Annotated in this window: 23 protein-coding genes and 1 tRNA gene; 5 read left to right on the top strand and 19 right to left on the bottom strand. The window is 63.0% G+C overall.

Features of this window, described 5'->3' with window-relative positions:
* The first annotated feature begins 7 nt into the window (after nucleotides 1-7).
* Nucleotides 8-691: an SDR family NAD(P)-dependent oxidoreductase gene (locus QE393_RS04855; RefSeq protein WP_273809206.1), complete on the top strand. Its 684-nt coding sequence runs from the start codon at nucleotides 8-10 to the stop codon at nucleotides 689-691.
* 55 nt (nucleotides 692-746) lie between these two features.
* On the top strand, nucleotides 747-1,508 hold the full coding sequence (locus QE393_RS04850; RefSeq protein WP_273809205.1) for a DeoR/GlpR family DNA-binding transcription regulator: 762 nt from the start codon (nucleotides 747-749) through the stop codon (nucleotides 1,506-1,508).
* A 77-nt stretch (nucleotides 1,509-1,585) separates the two neighbouring features.
* Here the strand turns inward: QE393_RS04850 and QE393_RS04845 are convergent, their stop codons facing one another.
* The 9 genes from QE393_RS04845 to QE393_RS04805 all read right to left on the bottom strand — a co-directional run bounded on the left by QE393_RS04845 (nucleotide 1,586) and on the right by QE393_RS04805 (nucleotide 9,976).
* Nucleotides 1,586-1,945: a RidA family protein gene (locus QE393_RS04845; protein WP_027596893.1), complete on the bottom strand. Its 360-nt coding sequence runs from the start codon at nucleotides 1,943-1,945 to the stop codon at nucleotides 1,586-1,588.
* The gene (locus QE393_RS04840; RefSeq protein ID WP_273809204.1) at nucleotides 1,906-3,072 is read right to left on the bottom strand and encodes an FAD-binding oxidoreductase; all 1,167 of its coding nucleotides are present in this window, start codon (nucleotides 3,070-3,072) and stop codon (nucleotides 1,906-1,908) included. Before QE393_RS04840 ends, QE393_RS04845 begins: the two co-directional genes overlap by 40 nt.
* A gap of 13 nt (nucleotides 3,073-3,085) precedes the next feature.
* Nucleotides 3,086-4,465, bottom strand: coding sequence for an NAD(P)/FAD-dependent oxidoreductase (locus QE393_RS04835; RefSeq protein WP_310042338.1), 1,380 nt, complete (start codon nucleotides 4,463-4,465; stop codon nucleotides 3,086-3,088).
* Nucleotides 4,462-4,809, bottom strand: coding sequence for a (2Fe-2S)-binding protein (locus QE393_RS04830; RefSeq protein ID WP_273809202.1), 348 nt, complete (start codon nucleotides 4,807-4,809; stop codon nucleotides 4,462-4,464). The genes QE393_RS04835 and QE393_RS04830 overlap by 4 nt, the downstream gene beginning before the upstream one ends.
* Nucleotides 4,799-5,938: an FAD-binding oxidoreductase gene (locus tag QE393_RS04825; protein WP_273809201.1), complete on the bottom strand. Its 1,140-nt coding sequence runs from the start codon at nucleotides 5,936-5,938 to the stop codon at nucleotides 4,799-4,801. The genes QE393_RS04830 and QE393_RS04825 overlap by 11 nt, the downstream gene beginning before the upstream one ends.
* Nucleotides 5,935-6,732: an ABC transporter permease gene (locus tag QE393_RS04820; RefSeq protein ID WP_273809199.1), complete on the bottom strand. Its 798-nt coding sequence runs from the start codon at nucleotides 6,730-6,732 to the stop codon at nucleotides 5,935-5,937. The genes QE393_RS04825 and QE393_RS04820 overlap by 4 nt, the downstream gene beginning before the upstream one ends.
* Nucleotides 6,733-6,737: 5 nt before the next feature.
* Nucleotides 6,738-7,610, bottom strand: coding sequence for an ABC transporter permease (locus QE393_RS04815; RefSeq protein ID WP_108581394.1), 873 nt, complete (start codon nucleotides 7,608-7,610; stop codon nucleotides 6,738-6,740).
* Nucleotides 7,597-8,670 carry an ABC transporter ATP-binding protein gene (locus QE393_RS04810; RefSeq protein WP_273809198.1) on the bottom strand — a complete coding sequence of 358 codons (1,074 nt, stop codon included), beginning with the start codon at nucleotides 8,668-8,670 and terminating at the stop codon, nucleotides 7,597-7,599. The genes QE393_RS04815 and QE393_RS04810 overlap by 14 nt, the downstream gene beginning before the upstream one ends.
* Before the next feature lie 232 nt (nucleotides 8,671-8,902).
* Nucleotides 8,903-9,976, bottom strand: coding sequence for an ABC transporter substrate-binding protein (locus QE393_RS04805; protein WP_273809196.1), 1,074 nt, complete (start codon nucleotides 9,974-9,976; stop codon nucleotides 8,903-8,905).
* Nucleotides 9,977-10,199: 223 nt separating this feature from the next.
* On the opposite strand from QE393_RS04805, the gene QE393_RS04800 reads away from it, so the two are divergent.
* A complete protein-coding gene (locus QE393_RS04800) occupies nucleotides 10,200-11,093 on the top strand; it encodes a LysR substrate-binding domain-containing protein (RefSeq protein WP_273809195.1) in 894 nt (297 codons plus the stop codon).
* A gap of 502 nt (nucleotides 11,094-11,595) precedes the next feature.
* Nucleotides 11,596-11,847, top strand: a complete 252-nt coding sequence (locus tag QE393_RS04795; protein ID WP_273809194.1) for a hypothetical protein — start codon at nucleotides 11,596-11,598, stop codon at nucleotides 11,845-11,847.
* Between the two features lie 404 nt (nucleotides 11,848-12,251).
* Here the strand turns inward: QE393_RS04795 and QE393_RS04790 are convergent.
* From QE393_RS04790 to QE393_RS04745, 10 genes are all read right to left on the bottom strand, one after another.
* Nucleotides 12,252-12,328: transfer RNA gene (locus QE393_RS04790), tRNA-Pro, on the bottom strand.
* Nucleotides 12,329-12,392: 64 nt separating this feature from the next.
* Nucleotides 12,393-12,752, bottom strand: coding sequence for a MerR family transcriptional regulator (locus QE393_RS04785; RefSeq protein WP_007159195.1), 360 nt, complete (start codon nucleotides 12,750-12,752; stop codon nucleotides 12,393-12,395).
* Nucleotides 12,733-13,035 (bottom strand): integration host factor subunit alpha, encoded by a 303-nt coding sequence (gene ihfA, locus QE393_RS04780; protein ID WP_007159196.1) that lies wholly within the window; start codon nucleotides 13,033-13,035, stop codon nucleotides 12,733-12,735. The genes QE393_RS04785 and ihfA overlap by 20 nt, the downstream gene beginning before the upstream one ends.
* A 3-nt stretch (nucleotides 13,036-13,038) precedes the next feature.
* Nucleotides 13,039-15,417, bottom strand: a complete 2,379-nt coding sequence (pheT, locus tag QE393_RS04775; RefSeq protein WP_310042334.1) for a phenylalanine--tRNA ligase subunit beta — start codon at nucleotides 15,415-15,417, stop codon at nucleotides 13,039-13,041.
* Nucleotides 15,418-15,435: 18 nt separating this feature from the next.
* A complete protein-coding gene (gene pheS / locus QE393_RS04770; RefSeq protein ID WP_310042333.1) occupies nucleotides 15,436-16,437 on the bottom strand; it encodes a phenylalanine--tRNA ligase subunit alpha in 1,002 nt (333 codons plus the stop codon).
* Between the two features lie 96 nt (nucleotides 16,438-16,533).
* The gene (rplT, locus tag QE393_RS04765) at nucleotides 16,534-16,890 is read right to left on the bottom strand and encodes a 50S ribosomal protein L20 (protein ID WP_007159199.1); all 357 of its coding nucleotides are present in this window, start codon (nucleotides 16,888-16,890) and stop codon (nucleotides 16,534-16,536) included.
* Nucleotides 16,891-16,920: 30 nt separating this feature from the next.
* The gene (gene rpmI, locus QE393_RS04760; protein ID WP_007159200.1) at nucleotides 16,921-17,115 is read right to left on the bottom strand and encodes a 50S ribosomal protein L35; all 195 of its coding nucleotides are present in this window, start codon (nucleotides 17,113-17,115) and stop codon (nucleotides 16,921-16,923) included.
* Between the two features lie 61 nt (nucleotides 17,116-17,176).
* On the bottom strand, nucleotides 17,177-17,710 hold the full coding sequence (gene infC, locus QE393_RS04755) for a translation initiation factor IF-3 (protein WP_158891979.1): 534 nt from the start codon (nucleotides 17,708-17,710) through the stop codon (nucleotides 17,177-17,179).
* 20 nt (nucleotides 17,711-17,730) lie between these two features.
* Nucleotides 17,731-19,653 (bottom strand): threonine--tRNA ligase, encoded by a 1,923-nt coding sequence (gene thrS / locus QE393_RS04750; protein ID WP_273809189.1) that lies wholly within the window; start codon nucleotides 19,651-19,653, stop codon nucleotides 17,731-17,733.
* Between the two features lie 206 nt (nucleotides 19,654-19,859).
* Complete coding sequence (locus QE393_RS04745; RefSeq protein ID WP_133859623.1) at nucleotides 19,860-20,141, bottom strand: hypothetical protein; 282 nt, start codon at nucleotides 20,139-20,141, stop codon at nucleotides 19,860-19,862.
* Nucleotides 20,142-20,547: 406 nt separating this feature from the next.
* Between QE393_RS04745 and QE393_RS04740 the strand changes: the two genes are divergently transcribed.
* Nucleotides 20,548-21,255, top strand: coding sequence for a YfdX family protein (locus QE393_RS04740; protein WP_310042331.1), 708 nt, complete (start codon nucleotides 20,548-20,550; stop codon nucleotides 21,253-21,255).
* The last annotated feature ends 64 nt before the right edge of the window (nucleotides 21,256-21,319 follow it).

Here is a 21,319-nt window from a genome sequence, read left to right as displayed (position 1 = left end):
GACGGCGATGACGACTCAGCCTCATGCCCTGGTGACCGGCGTCAGCTCCGGCATCGGCGCGGCCATCGCCCAGCGCCTGCTCGCCGAAGGCTGGCGGGTGACCGGCCTCAGCCGCCGCCCGCCGGAACAGCCGCATCCGGCGCTGACCTGGATCGGCGTCGATCTGGCCGATGACCAGGCACTGGACGCCGTGCTGGCCGACAGCGGTCCGCTGGATGCCATCGTTCACGCGGCCGGCTTCATGCGTACCGCGCCCCTGGGCACCCTTGATCCGGCCGATGGCGCCGCCATGTGGCACCTGCACGTCGCCGTGGCCAGCCGGCTGGTGGATCGCCTGATCGAGCGCCTCGCCGCAGGCGGTCGTATCGTGCTGATCGGCAGCCGCACCATGCAGGGCGCCGCTGGACGCAGCCAGTACGCCGCCACCAAGGCGGCCCTGGTGGGTCTGGTGCGCTCCTGGGCGCTGGAGTTGGCCTCGCGTGGCATCACCGTGAACCTGGTGGCGCCTGGGGCAACCGAGACGCCCATGCTGCGTGATCCGGGTCGTGCCGGCACCCCGCCGCGGCTGCCCCCGCTGGGCCGCTACGTGCAGCCTGAAGAGATCGCGGGCCTGACCGCCTTCCTGCTCGGTCCGGATGCCGGCGCCCTCACCGGCCAGACGCTGACGGTCTGTGGTGGCGCGTCGCTGTGATGTGGGGGAAGCGTGACTGCGCTAGAGTAGCGCGGTCTCTCCCGATGGATTCCCCATGAAGGTCGCCAAACGTCGCCAGGCCATCCTCGAACTGGTCCTGGCTGGTCACACCAACGTCGAAACCCTCTGCCGGCATCTGGGGGTGTCGGAAGCCACGGTCCGCCGCGACCTCACCGCCCTCGCGGAAGAAGGCCAGATCCTGCGGACCTATGGCGGCGCGACCCACATCGGCACCCGTGAGCCCGAGCCATCCCTGGAGCAACGCAGCAACCAGTCCGGCCCGGAAAAGGCCCTGCTTGCCCGCGCCGCCCTCGCCCACATCAAGGATAACGACACCCTGGTGCTGGACGGCGGCACCACCACTGCCGCCCTGGCCAAGCTGCTCAATGAAAGACGCGGCCTGCACGTCATCACCAACAACCTGCTGGCGGTGCCGCTGCTGCGTGATCTGCCTGAAGGCCACGTCACCCTGCTCGGCGGCGACCTGCGCCCCGGCAGCATGTCCACCTTCGGCCCGGCGGCCTTCACCATGCTGGAGCGGCTGTCGGCCGACAAGGTCTTCCTCAGCGCGGACGGCGTGGTGGCCGGCCGCGGCCTGTGCGAGGCCAGTACCGAGCAGGCCTACCTCAAGGAGCTGATGATCCAGCAGGCCGCCGAGGTCTTCGTGCTCGCCGACTCGACCAAGCTGGGGCGTGATCGCCAGCAATACTGGACGCCGCTCAAGACGGATTGGACCCTGATCACCGATGCCACGGCGAGCGACGTCCTCACCCCCTTCAGGCAGCAGGGCCTGGTTCGCGTCGAAGTGGTGTCCTGAGCGACCTATCCCGGCGTCGCTAGCCGCTGGTGATTACCGATAGGCGCACCGCCTCATGCGAGCCGATGCGCCTTCTATCACTCCGCTGCCGCGACGATGGCGATCTCGACCAGCAATTCCGGCGCCGCCAGCCTGGATTCCACCGTGGCCCGCGCGGGTGCCTGCCCTTCCGGGGCCCAGGCGTCCCACACTTCGTTCATGCCGGCGAAATTGGCCTGGATGTCCGACAGCCACACCTGGGCGCTGAGGATGCGCGTCTTGTCCAGGCCGACCTTGGCCAGGTAGTCGTCGATCTTCTGCAGGACCTGCGCGGTCTGCCCCTTGATGTCCTGGGTGCGGTCGTTGGCGGTCTGGCCGCCGACGAAGGTGATGCCACCCTTGTACTGGACGACCCGGCTCATGCGCTGGTTGGTTTCGATACGGGTAATGGGTTGCATATAGGCTCCTTGGGTGGCCTGGGGGTTGAGGAATTTTTGTGAAAGCGATCGATGGCAAAGGCCGCAAAATCGATGGATGACGACTCGCCCAGCACCAGCTGCGCGACCCGCTGACCGGTGCCGAGGCTCATCTGGAAACCGCTGCCGCAGTAACCGAACGAGTAGGTCAGGCCACTGGCGCGACTGCTGTTCGAGATGACGGGTAGATCATCTTCGGTGAAGGCTTCGATACCGGACCAGGCGCGGTTGATGCCGAGGTGCCTGAGGTGCGGAAAGAGATCCGTCACGGTCTGGGCACTGGTCACCAGACGAGCGATATCGACTTCGCCATGGCGAGCGTCGAAGTCCAGAGCACCGATCAACTTGCCGCCAATGACCACTGTGCCGTTGTCGAATTGCTTGAAGGATAGGGCGCGGCCAGTGGCCCCGAGCACCTGACTGCAGAAGGGCGCCACCCGATGGGTCACCATCAGCATCAGCCCTTGTGGATAGGTAGGGACCGGTTCGCCCACCTCGGCAGCCAGCCGTCCCGCCCAGGCACCGGCCGTCACCACCAGCTGGTCCGCCTCGAACCGCCCTTGGCGCGTCTCGACCTGCCAACGCGTGCCTCGCTGGCTGATGGACAGCGCCGGCGTCTGCTCATGCAGCACCACACCCAGGCGCTCCGCTGCCTGCCGAACCGCAGTCACTACGCGGTAAGGCGTCGCGTAGCCATCGTCCGCCACCCATATACCCCCCACCACATGGGGCGCGACCGTTGGCAGGAGTTCGAAAACCTCCTGCCGATCGATGAGCACCTCATGAGTGAAGCCATGGGCCTGCAGTTCGGCGACTCGATCCCGACAGTCCTGCAGCTCTGCGTCGGTTTCGGCCAACTTGAGCTGGCCGCTGGCAACGAAACTGGCATCGGTTCCTAGCAGCTCCGGCAGGTTGTGCCAGAGCGCGCGCGACGCCAGCGCCAGTGGGATTTCCGCGAGATGCCGACCGAGCGTCCGCACCCCGCCGGCGTTCACCCCAGAGGCATGCCGTCCGGCGTAGTCGGCTTCGAGCACGATTACCCCCACGCCGCGCTGCGCGAGCTGCCAGGCCGTGCTCAACCCATGCAGCCCGGCGCCAATGACGATCACGCCTGCCGTCCTGTCAGCCACTGGCGAGTTCTCCCAGGGTGATGGGCTTGATCGGTGGCCGAATACGGTAATAGCCCACCTCGTCGGGCGTGAGCCCGCGTGACTTGGCGATGATCTCGGTGACGGTCAGTCCGCACATGCGCCCCTGACAGGGGCCCATGCCGCAGCGCCCGAAGGATTTCGCCTGGTTCGGACCACTGCAGCCCAGCTCGACGAAGCGGCGGACATCGCCTGCCGTGACCTCTTCGCATCGGCAGATGGTGACGTCGTCACGCGGGGGAATGCGGTTCTCCTCGCGGGGGCGATACAGGGCATCAAGGAAGGGACGGATACGCAGGTTGCGTTCCAGCTCCGCACGCAAGGGTGCGGCCTGGGCATCGCGCTGAGCCGGGGTGAGCTGGCCGAGGCTGCGCGCCAGCCCGAGCGCCGCGAGCTGCCCCTGCAAGGCCGCGGCCTGGGCGCCACCGATACCCGCGCCATCGCCGGCCACCGAGATGAAGGGCACATCGAGCGCGCCCCATTGGTCGGTTTCAGGTACGAAGCACAACTGCGCATCATCCCAGCGATGCTGGGCCCGGAGGGCCTGGGTGAACTGGATGTTCGGCACCACGCCCTGGTGCAGCAACACGGTGTTGGCTCGAACGCGCTGTGCCTGCCCATCGACGACGAAGCTGAGCGCCTGCGCCTGCCCTTCCCCTTCGACCTGCAGTTGCTCGGCACCGGTGTAGTGCGGGACCTCGCCTTTGCGTAAGGCGCGCAGCAGCGAGACGCCCTTGCGCAGGTAGGGCCAGGCCCTAAGGGCCGCCAGCAAATGGCCCCGGGCGCGCCAGTAGTCCTCACGGCGACTAGTGTCCACCAGGGCCGCGATGGGGATGCCCGCCCGCAGGTATTGCCAGCCGAGCAGGTAGAGCAGCGGCCCGCACCCGGCCAGCACCACCGGTCCCTGCGGACCGATGCCGGCGGTCTTGAGCAGGATCTGCGCGGCCCCAGCGGTCATCACTCCGGGCAGGGTCCAGCCGGGAATGGGAAAGGGCCGCTCCATAGCGCCGGTCGCCAGCAGTACAGCCCTGGCGGCGAATGAACGTACCCGTCCGTCCTTGAGATAATGCACCTGACGCTCGCGGGTGATCTGCCAGACGGACGCCCCCGTCTCGTGGCGCACGGTAGTGTTCTTCAATGCATCCGCCAAGCTGGCGCCGGCCGCATAGTCCGGCCCGAGCAGGGTGCGACGCGCGGGTGAGGCGCTGGCGATGCCGCGATAGATCTGCCCGCCCACCGCGGCCTGTTCATCCAGCAGCACGACGGAGAGCCCCAGATCCGCCAGGGTTCGCGCCCCGGCCATGCCGGCAGGACCCGCACCGATGACGACGACGTCTATAGGTTCGAGATTCATGGCTGCACCTCCATCACCACGGGCTCGACGGCGATGAAAGGCAGCTCCCGGGCGCCCTGCTGCGAACGGATGCGCATGCCGTCGGCCGCCTCGATCAGGCAACTCTGGCGACTCGGCACCCCATCGATCTCGACCAGGCATTCGAAGCACACGCCCATCATGCAATAGGGTGCACGGGCTTCACCGCCTACCGGTGAGGTGCGGAACCGACGTACGCCCGCCAGCAGCAAGGCGGCGGCAACCGTAAGACCGTTCGGCACCTGGAAGGCCTGGTCGTCGAAGGTCAGGGTGATGAGACGGCCGCCTTCGGCGTCCACGCGGCGAAACAAGGAATCAGTGGGCATGGGAAAACACCTCCCCCGTGAGAAAACGTTCGCCGGCGAATACCGCCAGCTCTTCCGGCTGTTCACCGCCGCGGACCCAGGGCGCGATTCGGGTCGCATGCGCTGCGGCCAGGGTCACGCCGCTGTGGCAGGTGACGACGAAGGCGCCGGGATGCGAGGCGGACTCTTGATAGATCGGATAGCCATCCGGGCTCATGACGCGCAGGGCGCCCCAGGCGCGCACCAGGCGCACGTCAGCCAGCAGCGGGAAGGTGTTGACGCCACGCTGGGCGATCCTGGCGAGCACGTCGGTGGTGGTGAGGTCGTTGAAGCCGACCTCCTCCATCGAGTCGCCGAGCTGCACGCTGCCCTCGTCGGTCTGGCGCACATTGATCGTCGGGTAGTCCAGGAAGGGGCGAACCCGCTCACTGACCAATACCTGCCCACGATTTGGCGCGACCGGGGCATGCAGTCCGACCTGCTCCCCCAGCGGCCGATTGCCCAGGCCCGCCGCCAGCACCAGGCGCGGCGCGGTGAAGCGCTGACCGGGGGTGACCACGGTGAATTCGCCAGGCGCGGAGTCGATCCGCTCGACCGGCATCCGCCCCAGTACCGTCGCCCCGTGGTGCTGCGCTCCCGCATGCAAAGCCCGCAGGAGCTTGAGCGGATTCACATGGCCATCCATGGGCGTGTAGCTCGCCCCGACGACCTTCGGACCGATACCGGGCAAGCGTGCCCGCAGATCCGCCTGATCCAGCATCTCGAAGGGGTAATCGCCCAGGCCCGCCTGCATACCTGCCAGCCGCGCCTGCCGCTCCGCCAGCTCCTGATCGGAAAAGCACATGTGAAAGCCGCCGGGCTGCTTCAGGCGGACATCGACGTCCGTCTCTGCCAGCAGATCCTCGGCCAGCCCAGCCCAAGCCAATGCCGAGGAACGCGTCCAGCGAGAATATTCGAGGCGATCAAAGCCCTTGCCCTGCACCCAGACCAGACCGAAGTTGCCCCGGGAAGCGCGGAAGGCGTCATCGCCCTGGTCGAGCACGAGCGTCCTGGTACCGGCCTTCGCCAGGCCATAGGCCACCGCCATGCCGACCAGTCCACCGCCAACCACGATGACCTCCGCCGAAGTGGGTACGCTGCTGTCGTTCATTGCTTCTCTCCGATCAGCACCCGATCCAGACCGACGAGCCGATCCAGCAGCAGCATCACCGCCAGGGTGCCCAGGATCAGCACCGTGGAGGCCGCCGTGATCAGGGGATCGATGGTCTGGGAAATCTGGTTGTACATGGCGACCGGTAGGGTCGTGGTGCCAGGCGTGGCGACGAAGACCGTCATGGTCAACTCGTCGAAACTCTGGATGAAGGCGAGCAGCCAACCACCGACCACGCCGGTGCGGATCCGCGGCAGGATCACCCGCCAGAAGGTCTGCAGCCGATTGGCGCCCAGGGATAGCGCCGCGTGTTCCGCGTCGCGTTCCAGGCCAATGGTGGACGCCAGCGTCAGGCGCAAGGCATAGGGCAGCACGACGATGACGTGGGTGATGCTTAGCGCCCACAGCGAGCCGCCTACCTGGGTGAGGGAAAAGAAGCGCAGGAAGGCGATCCCCAGCACCACCGAGGGAATCATCAGCGGCGACATCAGAAAGCCGGTGATCGCCCCGTGTCCGGGAAAGTCGTAGCGACTGATGGCCAGCGCCGCGGGGACCGCCAGCAGGGTGGCGACCGTCGCCGACACCAGGCCCAGCTTGAGCGACAGCCAGAAGGCGTCGACCATTTCCTGGTTGGCCCACAGCGCCTCAAACCAGCGCAGCGACAGGCCACCAGAGGGCAGCGAGATGAAGCCTTCGCCGGTAAAGGACACCGCCATCACCACCACCAGCGGCGCGACGATGAAGGCGATGAAGAGCGTATGAAAGGCAAGAGAGAAGAAACCGTTTCGGTACATGGCGATCACTCGAAGACGTGTTTGAAACGGCGCTCGGCCAACCGACTGCAGCCCACCACGATCACCAGGTTGGCGATCAGCAGCAGCACGGCGATGGCAGCGCCCAGCGGCCAGTTCAGCGAACCGAGGAACTCGTCGTAGGCGGCCGTGGCGACCACCTTGAGGCGACGTCCGCCGATGATCGCGGGGGTGGCGAAGGCCGAGGCCGCCAGAGCGAAGACGATGATCGAGCCCGAGAGGATTCCCGGCACGATCTGCGGCAGCACCACCCGCCTGAAGGTCGTCATCCGCGAGGCGCCCAGCGACAGGCCGGCCTGCTCCACCTGCAGATCGAGCTTTTGCAGGCTGGCCCAGACGGCGATCACCATGAAGGGCACCAGCACATGGGTCAGCGCCAGCACGACCCCGAACTGGGTGAACATCATGCGGATCGGAAAATCGATGATGCCCAGCGCCTGCAACGCCTGGTTGATCAGCCCGTTGTTGCCCAGCAGGATGGCCCACCCCAGGGTGCGCACGACGACCGAGATGAGCAGCGGACCGAGCACCACCAGCAGGAACAGCGACCGCCAGGGTGCGCGCATGCGGGCGATAATGAGGGTCTCCGGCACGCCGATCAGGACCGAGCAGACGGTGACGGCGAGCGCCATGCCGCCGGTGCGCAGGAAGATCTCGTGGAAATAATCGTCGCCGAACACCTCCAGGTAGTTGGCGAGCGAGTACACCGGGATCACGCCCTTCGTATCGCTGAACAGGTTCAACGACAGCATGGCCGTGAGCACCAGTGGGGCCGCCAGCAGGGTCAGGAACACGAGGAGCGCAGGCCCGGTCAGCAGCCAGGGGGCGCTGCCGACGCGCTCGGCATCATAGGTGGCCATGGGACACCTCCCGGCCGAGCAGCCGCAGGTCGTCGTCCAGCCAGGTCAGGCCCACCTGCTCCCCTTCCAGCGGCGGTGGCGCACCGAGGTTCGGTTGCGTCAGATTCACCGGCCCCAGGGGGCTCTCGACACCGATCAGCCAGAGGTTGCCCAGGAACACCCGCATGCGCACCGTGCCGCGCAAGCGCGCTTCGGCAGGATCGGTCAGGCGGATCTTTTCCGGACGCAGGTAGACGTTTACATCGCCGTCGAACTGATGCCCCTCATGAGGGACATGCAGCATCAGGCCATCGACCTTGACTTCGTAGCAGCGTGGCTTGCGGTTGTGGACGGCACCGGGGAAGGCATTGGTCTTGCCCAGGAAGCTCGAGGCGAAGGGCGACTGGGGTCGCTCGTAGGTCTCGAACGGCGAACCTATCTGCACGATGCGCCCGCCGTGCATCACCGCGATGCGATCGCTCATGGTCATCGCCTCCACCTGGTCGTGGGTGACCAGGATGGTGGTGATACCCAGGTCGCGCTGGATGGCGCGCAACTCGATGTGCATGTCCTCGCGCAACTTGGCGTCGAGGTTCGACATCGGCTCGTCCAGCAGCAACAGGTCCGGGCGGATCGCCAGCGCGCGGGCGATGGCCACCCGCTGACGCTGCCCGCCGGACAGGGCCTTGGGATAGCGCTCGCCCAGGCCCTGCAGCCGAACCATATCGAGCGCCGACTTCACTCGCTCCCCTCTGTCGCTACGCGACACGCCGCGCATCTCCAGGCCGAAGCTGACGTTCTCGGCCACGGTCATGTGGGGGAACAGGGCATAGCTCTGGAACACCATTCCCAGTCCGCGCTTCTCCGGGCGGACATGGGTGATGTCACGCCCGTCCAGCACGATGCGCCCGGCTGTGGGCTGCACGAAGCCGGCAACGCTCTGCAGCGTCGTGGTCTTGCCGCACCCCGAAGGGCCGAGCAAGGACAGAAATTCGCCTTTCTCTACCGCGAGGTCGAGCCCGGCGATGGCGGTGAAGTCACCATAGGTTTTGACGAGGCCGTCGAGGATCAGGAAAGCCATGGGCATGCCTCCGGCGCTCACGAGGGCGTGATCGCTGTTCGTCCAAGGGAGGTGGGAGCGACCGGTTTCTAGGGAAAAACCAGCCACTCGATCATTGAGCGAGTCGGAACCGGACGATGGCGAAATGGACTCACGGCTTGTTGCTGCAGCAGGTAGAGAAGTAACCCGAAGGCGCCCTCCTCTCCAGTTGCAATCCCGCTGTCACTTCATCGCCGTCTGGCCGATACGCCTTTTACCGCTCGATGGTCCTGTTCCAGCGCGTCGTCCACTCGGAACGCTTCTGGTTGATGGTGTCCCAATCGACCTTGAGCAGGCTGTCGACCTTTTCCTGTCCGTAGGGCATACGGTCAGCCAGTTCTGACGGCAGCTTCACCGTGCGATTCACCGGCGCGAAGCCGTTGCTTTCGGACTGAATCTTCTGGATTTCCGGCGACAGCACGTACTGAATGAATTGCTGGGAGAGTTCGGACTGCGCATTGGGCGTGACGGCGCAGGCGGCGACCTGGAGGGCTACGGCGCCCTCCTTCGGATAGATGAACTTGAGCGGAAAGCTGGTGTTCTGCAGCGCTACCGCACGGCCACTGCCGTACACCGCCATGAGCACATCACCGTTCTGCATCATCCCGTCCATCTCGCCCGGCGCACTCACCCAGGCCAGCACGTTTGGCGCGATCTTCTTCTCGAACACCGCGAAGCCCGGATCGATGTCTTTCTCGCCGCCGCCATTCAGCCGCGCCATCTCGATCAGCGAATGCAGGCCGTAGGTATTGGTGATCGGCGGCATGCCCAGCAGCTGCCGGTACTTCGGATCTTCAAGATCGGTCCAGGACGTCGGAGCCGCCCAACCGCGCTTCTTGAAGGCTTCTTCGTTGTAGCCGATCCCCGTGGCGACCATACCCACTGCCGTGGCCTCGGGACTCAGACGCGCCAGGGGATACAGGTCCTGATAGACAGGCGCATCCGTGAGCTTTTCGCAGAACCCTAGTTGCAGTGCCTGGTACATGGGGCCATCGTCCATCATGGCGACGTTGATCTGCTGCCGCCCTTTCTGCGCCTGCAACTTGGCCAGCGTTTCAGTCGAGTTGCCCGATACATACACGACCTTCACCCCATGCGCCTTTTCGAAGGCGGGAATGACGCGGGTCTTGTACATCTGCTCGGTTGAACCGCCGACGCCCGCGACATACAGCGTCGTTTCGGCGTGAGCGGGAAGCGTCATGCCGGTGCCGGCTGCGGCCAACAGCAGCGCGGACAGACCCTGACGCAAGGAGATGGATGAGGTACGGGCGAGATACGGACTGGTCACGGGCAATGCTCCCTTTTTTGCGTTGCGGCAGATCGAGAACGTCGTGAGGACACGACCGGAAGATCTAGGCATCCGCCTCCGAGGACATCGCGGTAACCGCCATTCGGAAACGCTTTCTTTTTATGGGGCCATTTGGCTTGTGACCGAGTATTGTCAGCCTAAACCCATAGGGTCAAATACGAAGGTACGGGTTAAGTATTCATATTTGATATGGAGAGCTCGGTTGAATCTCAGACAGATCGAGGCCTTTCGCAGCGTGATGCGTCTAGGCTCCATGACCGCGGCCGCCGAAGCCCTGCACACCTCGCAGCCCAACGTCAGCCGTCTGATCGCGCAGCTGGAGCTGAGTACCGGACTCAAATTGTTCGAGCGCGCCGGGGTAAGGCTAATACCCACAAAAGAAGGCAGCGCCTTCTTCCAGGAAGTGGAGCGGGCCTATGTGGGGCTGGATAGCCTGCGCCAATCGGCCAAGAACATCCGCAACCTTGGTACCGGCCGACTGCGTATCGCCGCTGTGCCGTCCACCGGACTCACGCTCATCCCACACGTTATCAAGGACTTCGTCGCGACCCGCCCAGAGTTGACCGTTTCCCTGCACATGAACGCCTCGCCCACCGTGGTGCAGTGGGTGCAGTCTCAATTTTGCGATCTAGGCGTAGTAGTCCAGCCCAGCGACGCCGGTCCTCTGGAAACGCTGCTCATCACCCGGCTCCGCGCCGTCTGCGTCCTGCCGCCAGGCCATCGCCTAGCGTCACGAGAGGTCATCAACGCTCAGGATCTCCACGGCGAGAACTTCGTCTCCCTCTGCCATGGCGACGGCACTCGCGAGCAGATGGACAGGGTCTTCGAACAGGCCGGTGTCGAACGCAAGCTCGCCGTGGAAGGCCAGTACAGCTCCATCACCTGCGAGATGGTCGCCGCCGGCATGGGCGCCGCCCTCATGAGCCCGAACGTCGCCCAAGACTTCTTGCACAAGGGCATCACCATCCACCGTTTCGAGCCTGAGCTGCTGTTTCCGGTCTACGTGGTTGCTCCCGCGGGGACAGGTCAAACGCCGCTGGCGACAGACTTTATTCAGGCATTACAAAAGCACTATGCAACGCACTATCCACACTGAGGGCTGATTTCAATACACCTCTACTCACCAGTGGGAGCATCTTGGTCGCCATCGTGAGTATCGCCAAGCGCACCAAGCTGCTTAACAAAACTCGTGTTGGTTTGCCATAAATAGTCAGCAGGATATGAGGCCATTCATTCGACTAGCTGCTGCTAATGACCTATTGCAGAGTTGGACGTCATAGACAGACCGAGGGAGGGACAGCTTTAAACCCCTTTCCCAACAGCTAGACGCTTGGTTCTGCGGCTGCACGCTCTTGCATGGGACAAAGGCCGATGGCCGCGGCACAAAAATAGTAGGCACAAAATCAAGTGTCCTTGAGTGGCTGACCCATACTGCAGTTGAGCTAGAGCGACCTAACGCTCGTGCTTCGAACATCGAAGTACGGCAAAGGCCCGCAATCCGCGCATAAGGATGCTCCAAAAGATGTTTGGCACCTGCCTCGCAGGCACTGGCCATCTCAATGACGGTCATAACCTTTGCACACACACGAGGAGACCACATGGCTATCAATGCAGAACTCAAAGCTGAAATCTTGCGCCGCCTGTATCACTCGCATCCGGAAGGCCTGGGTAACGAAATTCTCGACAACCATCACGGCGAAGAGGCCGTCATGGATGTCCTTCAGGACCTGCAAGAACATGGACTTATCCAGAAAGGCCATCTGTCGGTAGACACTCAAGGACAGCGTGCTCTAACGCCGCCCATAAAGCTGACGTCTGCGGGGGCGGATGTAGCAAAGGACATTGAGTGATCAGAAGGGCCCAACCCTATCGTGGGCCCTTCTCCATCAAGCGTGCTCATTCAGCAAGAACGTCTGATCGAAAATGACTGGCCGCCTGATCGCTGCACGGGCTCTGGGATACTTCCTAACCTGGCATCGACGGCAGTTAGGCTTCAGCAGAGAAAAGAAGGTATCAGCAGACGCAGCGACACCGCGCCTCGGAGGCTTTTCTGCACTTTACGGACCTTCAAGATTTAGCAGGACTCATGCGCCTGGTCGACTTAGCTACCAGCCGGCAGCCTCATCTCAGACCCGGATTCTGGTTGGCCCCATGCGTGACCGCCTGGATATGAACACAACCACTGATAGATCTTATCTCAGCGCAGAAACGAAAAAGGCCCAAGCCACTAAGTGCTTGAGCCTTCTCGTTAATTTGGTCGGGACGGAGTGATTCGAACACTCGACCCCTTGCACCCCATGCAAGTGCGCTACCAGGCTGCGCTACGCCCCGACTGTGTTCCTCTAGGGAACGGCGTGCATCTTACTGCAACGCTTTGATTAGTGGAAGCTTTTTTTCACTTCTTCAGTACGACGAGGACTTCTTCGAGTTCGCTGATCATCTGGCGGATGAGCTGGTGGTACTGCGAACCCTCGTCGCGGGTCTCGTCGCCCTGGGTGAGACGCTGCCGCGCCCCGCCAATGGTGAAGCCTTCGTTGTACAGCAGCGAGCGGATCTGGCGGATCATCAGCACGTCGTGGCGCTGGTAGTAGCGCCGGTTGCCGCGGCGCTTCACCGGGTTCAGCTGGGGAAATTCCTGTTCCCAGTAGCGCAGCACGTGCGGCTTGACCAGGCAGAGATCGCTCACCTCACCGATGGTGAAGTAGCGCTTGCCCGGTATAACCGGCAGTTCGTCGTTATGACTTGGTTCCAGCATAGGCCTCGACCCTGGCTTTGAGTTTCTGCCCGGGGCGGAAAGTCACCACACGGCGCGCCGTGATGGGTATCTCCTCCCCTGTCTTGGGATTGCGTCCGGGGCGCTGGCGCTTGTCGCGCAGGTCGAAGTTGCCGAAACCGGACAACTTGACCTGCTCGTTGCTTTCGAGCGCATGACGAATTTCTTCGAAGAACAGTTCGACCAATTCCTTGGCTTCACGTTTGTTCAGACCGAGCTCCTCAAACAGACGTTCGGCCATCTCAGCTTTCGTCAGGGCCCCCATGCGCTATTTCCTTAAGGTGGCGTTGAACCTTCTTTCCAGAGAAACGAGGATTTTCTGCGTCGTTTCGTTGACTTCTTCATCGGTTAATGTGCGCGATGGATGTTGCAAGGTCAAGCCGATGGCGACGCTTTTTCTATGTGGATCAATGCCTTTGCCTTGGTAGACGTCGAACAGACGCAGCTCCTTGAGGCCTTCTCCCGCGTTTTCGCGGATGTCAGCCAGGAGGTCGCCTGCGGCTACGGTTTCGTCCACCACCAACGCCAGGTCACGACGCACTTCCGGGAAGCGCGACAGCTCGCCAAAGCGCGGCAGGCTGCCGGTGGTCAGGGCATCCAGCGCAAGCTCGAAGAGGAACACCGGACGATTCACGTCCAGTTCGCGCGCCACTTCTGGATGCAGAGCGCCCAGGTAGCCGACTGGCTGCCCTGCCCGCTCGATCAGCGCGGTCTGGCCCGGGTGCAAGGCCGGATGCTCGCCTGCTACGAAGCGGAAGTCAGTGCCTGCGCCAGATTGAGCGAGCAGCGCCTCGACATCCGCCTTGACGTCGAAGAAGTCCACCGCCTCACGACCGGACGACCAGCTCTCCGGCAGACGCGAACCACAGACCGCGCCAGCCAGGACATTTTCCTGCACCAGGTTATCCAGCTGACCGACGAATCTCAGTCCCGACTCGAACAGCCGGACGCGGTCCTGCTGACGGTTGAGGTTGTACTGCACGGCCTTGACCAGACCCGGCCACAGCGACGAGCGCATGGCAGCCATGTCGGTGGAGATGGGATTGGCCAGCATTACCGGCTGGGCCTCAGGGGCGAACAGACGGAAGGTCTTTTCGTCGATGAAGCTGTAGGTGATGGCTTCCTGGTAACCGCGGGCCACCAGCAGACGACGCAGCTGGCTCAGCTCACCCTTGCTCTCGGGCAGGGGCTGCGGCGCCAGGCGCGCCTGGGGGAAACGGATCGGCAGCTGGTTGTAGCCGTACAGGCGCGCCAGTTCTTCGATCAGGTCCACTTCGATGCTGATATCGAACCGGTGGCTGGGCACGCCCACTTGCCACCGACCGGCTTCCAGCCGGGCCACGGCCAAGCCCAAGCCGCTGAGCAGACGCTCAACCTGAGCATCGTCCAGGGTCAGACCCAGGACGCGCTCGATGCGCTCGGCGCGCAGCAGGATCGGCTCGACCTGTGGCAGGTGCTCGGCACTGACCGCCTCGATGACCGGACCCGGTTCGCCGCCAACGATGTCGAGCAGCAGACGGGTCGCTCGCTCCATGGCCTTGCGCGCTAGCTCGAAGTCTACGCCCCGCTCGAAGCGGTGGGAGGAATCGGTGTGCAGGCCATAGGAACGGGCCTTGCCGGCCACGGCGATGGTGTCGAAGAAGGCGCTTTCCAGGAACAGGTCACGGGTCCCGGCGGCCACACCGCTGTGCTCGCCACCCATGACGCCGGCGATGGCCAGGGCGCGTTCGTGGTCGGCGATCACCAGGGTGTCGTTGCGCAGTTCGATGTCCTGGCCATCCAGTAGCACCAGGCGCTCGCCGACATCGGCCAGGCGCACGCGGATGCCGCCCTTGATCTGGTCCAGATCGAAGGCATGCATGGGCTGACCCAGTTCGAGCATCACGTAGTTGGTGACGTCGACGGCGGCGTCGATGCTGCGCACGCCGCTGCGGCGCAGGCGCTCGACCATCCAGTCCGGGGTCGGGCGGGACAGGTCGACGTTCTTGACCACGCGACCCAGGTAGCGCGGGCAAGCCTGGGGAGCCAGCACCTCGACCTCACGGGTCTCCTGGTGCGTAGGCGCTACGGCCTCGACCTGCAGCGGCTCCACTTGAGCGTTGTACAGGGCGCCCACTTCCCGCGCCAGACCGGCGATGGACAGGCAATCGCCACGGTTCGGGGTTAGGTCAACGTCGATGATGGCGTCGTCCAACTGCAGGTAGCTGCGGATGCTCTCGCCCACCGGCGCCGCGGCCGGCAGCTCCAGTAGACCGCTGTTGTCGTCGCTGATGTGCAGTTCGCTGGCCGAGCAGAGCATGCCGTGGGATTCCACGCCGCGCAGCTTGGCCTTCTTGATGGTGAAGTCGCCCGGCAGCGTGGCGCCGACGGTGGCGAAAGGCACCTTCAGGCCCGCGCGCGCATTGGGCGCACCGCAGACCACCTGGAAGGACTCCTGACCGTTGCTGACCTGGCAGACGTTGAGCTTGTCAGCATCGGGATGGCGCTCGACGGAGACCACCTCGCCGACGATGACACCCTGGAAGCGCCCGGCCGCCGCTTCGACGCCGTCCACTTCCAGGCCGGCCATGGACAGCCGGGCAACCAGATCCTCGTGCGTAGCCGCAGGGTTCACCCAGCTACGCAGCCATTGTTCACTGAATTTCATAGGACTCCCGTCTGGCAGCTAGCGGAATTGCGCCAGGAAGCGCAGATCGTTGTCGAAGAAGAGGCGCAGGTCGTTGACCCCGTAGCGCAGCATGGCCAGGCGCTCGGCGCCCATGCCGAAGGCGAAGCCCTGGTACTTCTCCGGATCGATACCGGCCATGCGCAGGACATTGGGGTGGACCATGCCGCAGCCCAGCACCTCGAGCCAGCGCGAGGCCGGTTCGCCATCGCGGCTCGGGCGGCGGATATCCACCTCGGCAGACGGTTCGGTGAAGGGGAAGTAGGAGGGACGGAAGCGGACTTCCAGCTCTTCTTCGAAGAACTCGCGCAGGAAGGTCACCAGGGTGCTCTTGAGATCGGCGAAGCTGACTTCCTCGTCGATCACCAGGCCTTCGACCTGATGGAACATCGGCGAGTGGGTCTGATCACTGTCGCAACGGTAAACCCGACCCGGGCAGATGATGCGGATCGGCGGCTGCTGGCTCTCCATGGTGCGGATCTGCACCGGCGAGGTGTGGGTGCGCAGCAGCATGTTGGCGTTGAAGTAGAAAGTGTCGTGCATCGCCCGCGCCGGGTGGTGGCCGGGGATGTTGAGCGCTTCGAAGTTATGGTAGTCGTCTTCGATCTCGGGACCGGTGGCGACGCCATAGCCGATGTTGGCAAACAGGCGTTCGATGCGCTCCAGGGTACGGGTGACCGGATGCAGGCCACCGGAGGCCTGACCACGTCCGGGCAGGGTCACGTCGATGCGTTCCGCAGCGAGGCGAGCGGCCAGGGCGGCCTGCTCTAGCGTCGCCTTGCGGCTGTTGATTGCGTCCTGGACACGTTCCTTGGCGGCGTTGATCAGCACGCCAGCCTGGGGACGCTCTTCCGCCGTGAGGTGGCCCAGGGTCTTCATGATCTGGGTCAGTTCACCCTTCTTGCCCAGGTAGTTGACCCGGAGCTGTTCCAGGGCATTGGTGTCTTCGGTGAGCCGCACGGCCTCCAGGGCTTGGGAGACCAGCGCATCCAGGTTTTCCATCTAGGGACTCCAGATACAAAATAGGGGAAGAGCTATGAGGCTCTTCCCCTATTGATAACGTTGCTTCGCGCCAGAGGCGCGAGATTGCCGGGGGGCTTAAGCCAGCGAAGCTTTAGCTTTCTCGACAATCGCAGCAAACGCCGCTTTTTCGTTCACGGCCAGATCGGCCAGTACCTTACGGTCGATCTCGATGGCCGCTTTCTTCAGGCCGGCGATCAGACGGCTGTAGGACAGACCGTTGATACGAGCACCAGCGTTGATACGAGCGATCCACAGAGCGCGGAACTGACGCTTCTTCTGACGGCGGTCACGGTAGGCGTATTGGCCTGCCTTGATTACCGCTTGCTTAGCGACGCGGAAGACGCGCGAACGGGCACCGTAGTAGCCTTTTGCGAGCTTCAGGATTTTCTTGTGACGGCGACGAGCGATAACGCCACGCTTAACACGAGCCATGAGTAAATTCCTTTAAATTCTTAACCAGGATTAACGAAGGCGCAGCATGCGCTCGACCTTTTGGACGTCGGATGCATGCATCAGCGACGTACCGCGCAGCTGACGCTTACGCTTGGTGGTCATCTTGGTCAGAATGTGGCTCTTGAAAGCGTGCTTGTGCTTGATGCCACCAGCAGTTTTCACGAAGCGCTTTGCAGCGCCGCTTTTGGTTTTCATCTTTGGCATGTTCGGATACTCCGCATTGAGTGATTACGCATAACAGCAAGGCCTGCCAGTGCCCTGGTAGTTACTTTTTCTTCTTGGGGGCGATGACCATGATGAGTTGGCGTCCTTCCATCTTAGGATGCTGCTCAACGGCGCCGTGTTCGACGAGGTCAGCTTCGACCCGCTTCAACAGCTCCATGCCCAGCTCCTGGTGGGCCATCTCCCGGCCGCGGAATCTCAACGAGACCTTGGCTTTGTCCCCCTCGGTTAGGAAACGTACCAGGTTGCGTAGTTTTACCTGGTAATCCCCTTCTTCCGTCCCTGGACGAAACTTGATTTCTTTGACCTGAGCCTGCTTCTGGTTCTTCTTCGCCGCCGCGACTTGCTTCTTCTTCTCGAAGACGTGCTTGCCGTAGTCCATGATCCGGCAGACCGGAGGTAGGGCGTCGGCGGTGATTTCCACCAGATCCAGCTTGGCGTCTTCAGCAGCCTGCAGGGCCTCCTGGATGGAGACGATGCCTACTTGCTGACCATCGGCGCCAATAAGGCGAACTTCCCGGGCGGTGATATTTTCGTTGATCGGTGCCCGGGGGGCGGCTCGCTTGTCTTGTCTCATGTCACGCTGCTTGATAGTGATTACTCCGAATCTTGCCGGCCACGCCGGGAAACCGCTTGCGTGAGCAGCTCGCGGAAACGTTCGACGGGCATGGAGCCCAGGTCAACGCCCTCACGGGTACGCACGGCAACGGATCGTGTCTCAACCTCCCGGTCTCCAATAACCAGGAGATAGGGAACCTTGAGCAAAGTATGCTCGCGGATTTTAAAGCCGATCTTCTCGTTTCTCAAGTCGGCTTTGGCTCGGAAGCCCTCAGCGTTCAATTCGCCGACGACCTGCTGGGCAAAATCGGCCTGTTTGTCGGTGATATTGAGCACCACCGCCTGGGTCGGGGCGAGCCACGCCGGGAACAGACCGGCATAGTGCTCGATGAGCATGCCGATGAAGCGCTCGAAGGAACCGAGGATGGCACGGTGCAGCATCACCGGACGCTGACGGCTGTTGTCCTCGGAGATGTAGCTGGCGTCGAGTCGCTCCGGCAGGTTCGGATCATACTGCAGGGTACCGCACTGCCAGTTACGGCCCAGGCAATCCTTGAGGGTGAATTCGATCTTCGGTCCGTAGAAGGCGCCCTCGCCCGGCTGGTATTCCCACTCCAGACCCGAGGCATCCAGCGCATCCGCCAGGGCCTTCTCGGCGCGATCCCACAGCTCTTCGGAACCGACGCGCTTGGCCGGGCGCGTGGAGAGCTTCATGATCACGTCAGTGAAGCCGAAGTCGGCATAGACCTGCAGGGTCAGCTTGATGAAATCGGCCGCCTCCTTCTCCACCTGTTCTTCGGTGCAGAAGATATGGGCATCGTCCTGGGTGAAGCCGCGCACGCGCATGATGCCGTGCAGGGCGCCGGACGGCTCGTTGCGGTGGCAGGCACCGAACTCGGCCAGGCGCAGCGGCAGGTCGCGGTAGGACTTCAGACCCTGGTTGAACACCTGCACGTGGCAGGGGCAATTCATGGGCTTCACCGCGAAGTCGCGGTTTTCCGACGCCGTGGTGAACATGTTCTCGGCGTAGTTGGACCAGTGACCCGAGCGCTCCCACAGGATGCGATCGACCACCTGGGGCGTCTTGATCTCCTGGTAGCCGTGCTCGCGCTGGACCTTGCGCATGTACTGCTCGAGCACCTGGTAGACGGTCCAGCCGTTGGCGTGCCAGAACACCATGCCGGGCGCTTCTTCCTGCAGGTGGAAGAGATCGAGTTGCTTGCCGATGCGGCGATGGTCGCGCTTCTCGGCTTCCTCGATGCGCTGGATGTAGGCCGCCAGCTGCTTCTTGTCCGCCCAGGCGGTGCCATAGATGCGCTGCAGCTGCTCGTTCTTGGCGTCGCCACGCCAGTAGGCGCCGGACAGCTTGGTCAGCTTGAACGCCTTGAGGAAGCGAGTGTTGGGGACGTGCGGGCCCCGGCACATGTCGACGTATTCTTCGTGGTAGTACAGGCCCATGGCCTGCTCCTCGGGCATGTCATCGATCAGGCGCAGCTTGTACTCCTCACCCCGGGCCTTGAACACCTCGATGACCTCGGCGCGCGGCGTCATCTTCTTGATGACGTCGTAATCCTTGTCGATCAGCTCGCGCATCCGCGTCTCGATGGCCGAGAGGTCATCCAGGGTAAAGGGACGCTCGAAGGAGATGTCGTAGTAGAAGCCTTCGTCGATCACCGGGCCAATGACCATCTTGGCGGTCGGGAACAGCTGCTTGACCGCATGACCCACCAGGTGGGCGCAGGAGTGGCGGATGATCTCCAGACCGTCCTCGTCCTTGGCGGTGATGATCTGCAGGTTCGCATCCTGCCCGATGAGATCGCTGGCATCGCGCAGTTGGCCGTCGACACGACCGGCGATGGTGGCCTTGGCAAGACCGGCACCGATGGACTGGGCGACTTCGGCTACGGTGACGGGCTTGTCGAATGGACGTTGGCTACCGTCGGGGAGAGTAATGACAGGCATGGCGCCTCCTCAACTCAGTGGTGACCCATACCAAGGGCCACATGGTGGGATTGGCCAGTAAGCAGCCGCACCGCTGGAAATCCCGCCGCACAGTGGCAGGGCCGCAAGGCATTCCGGGCGACGCGAAAGGATCACTGGAAAGTTTGGGACGGAAATCCTTTCAGAAACTGAGACCTAGCGCAACCTCGCAAGGGACTGCCGTCTCTCTAGCGGGCTGCGTCGGGATACTTCTTGAGGAACTGCTTTTGCATTTCCTGACAGTTTTCCATCAGCGCCTGGCGATCCGCCGGCGAGGTGTCCGCGGCGTTGGCCCGCGCCAGGCACTGGTCGATGGCCTGCTGCTCGTTGGCGCGGCTGACCGGCGTCGCATTGTGGCGATAGACGTAGATGATGGAGCCGAAGATCACGACCGCGAACAGGATCGACAGCAGGATCAATCCCAGGCAACCACCCTTGCCGATCTGCCGGCCTTCACCACCCTGCGTCATCACTCGCTCCTCGCGGTAACGGGGCCTGCTCGCGCCTGGCGAAGCAGCGAAGCCCCAAGAAAAATCGTTCGCCAGTCTACGTGAAAACCCAGGGCCTCACGACCGAGGCAAGCGGTCACACCCCTACTCGGGAGCCCTGCAGAAGACCGACGCGGACTTCCGGAAAGTTCTACCGTGCCAAACAAACTCAAGCCGGACTCGATCAAATATTTATCTTGATCAGGCATGGCAAGATCACCCGAATTCATCCACGCAAACTTGTTCAGCGGCTATTCAAGAAAAGCCCCGACCTTATTAATCCGGTGTTAAGCGATACGGCGGAGTATCGATTCCAGGCACTGCAGAACCTGGTTCTGGTACCTGAGCGATAGCCTTACTTCAATTGCATATCCGCTGGAGGCAGCAAATGAACGTCAAGAACACACTGGCAAAGAGCATGCTGGTCGTTGCCATCGTAGCCGCCTGCTCGTCTGTGGCCATCGCCGCGAACCAAGCCCCCTCGGCAAACGAGCTGGGCAGCTTCCAGGCCCTGTCCACCCAGGGGCAACGGGCCTTCACCGACATTTCCGCCGCACGCCTGGAACTCTTCCAGGGGCAAACCAAGCAAGCGGTGTCCCACGTCAAGGACGCCCAGCAGGCACTCAAACTTGCGCAGTCGGATAATACCGCATTGAAAAAAGCCGCAAGTGAATTGCAGGTCAAGGACAATCAGGGCAAGGCCGATACCAGTACTGCCGTAACGGCCTGGCTACCGATCTGGGGCGATACCGTGGTGCAGGACAGTTATATGGCCAGTCCGCAGAAAGTTAAGGCAGTGGCCGATGCCAATAACAAACTTAAACAGGGCGACGCCAAGGGTGCTGCAGAGACCTTGCGCCTGGCCGATGTTGATATCGATACGGCCATTGCCCTGGCACCGCTCAAGCAGACCATGACGGACGTCGACCAGGCGGCCAAGCAACTGGCCAGCGACAAGTTCTATGAGGCCAACCTGACGCTCAAGCAGGTTCAGGATGGCGTGCGCTATGCCTCGACGGCCTTGGACTTCACGGCGAACAAGCACGGCCTGCAGCCGGCAGGCTCCTTTACCGAGACCGTTACCCCAAGCAGCTGATGGCTTGAGACGCAAACAGGGCGATCGCAAGGTCGCCCGGTTAAACGACCCTATGCCCGGCAAG

This window comes from Pseudomonas sp. SORGH_AS_0211, assembly GCF_031453455.1.
In the GTDB taxonomy this organism is placed as follows: domain Bacteria; phylum Pseudomonadota; class Gammaproteobacteria; order Pseudomonadales; family Pseudomonadaceae; genus Chryseomonas; species Chryseomonas aestiva.
The sequence above is the reverse complement of the archived record's forward strand: the minus strand, read 5'-3'. Positions and strand labels throughout refer to the sequence as shown.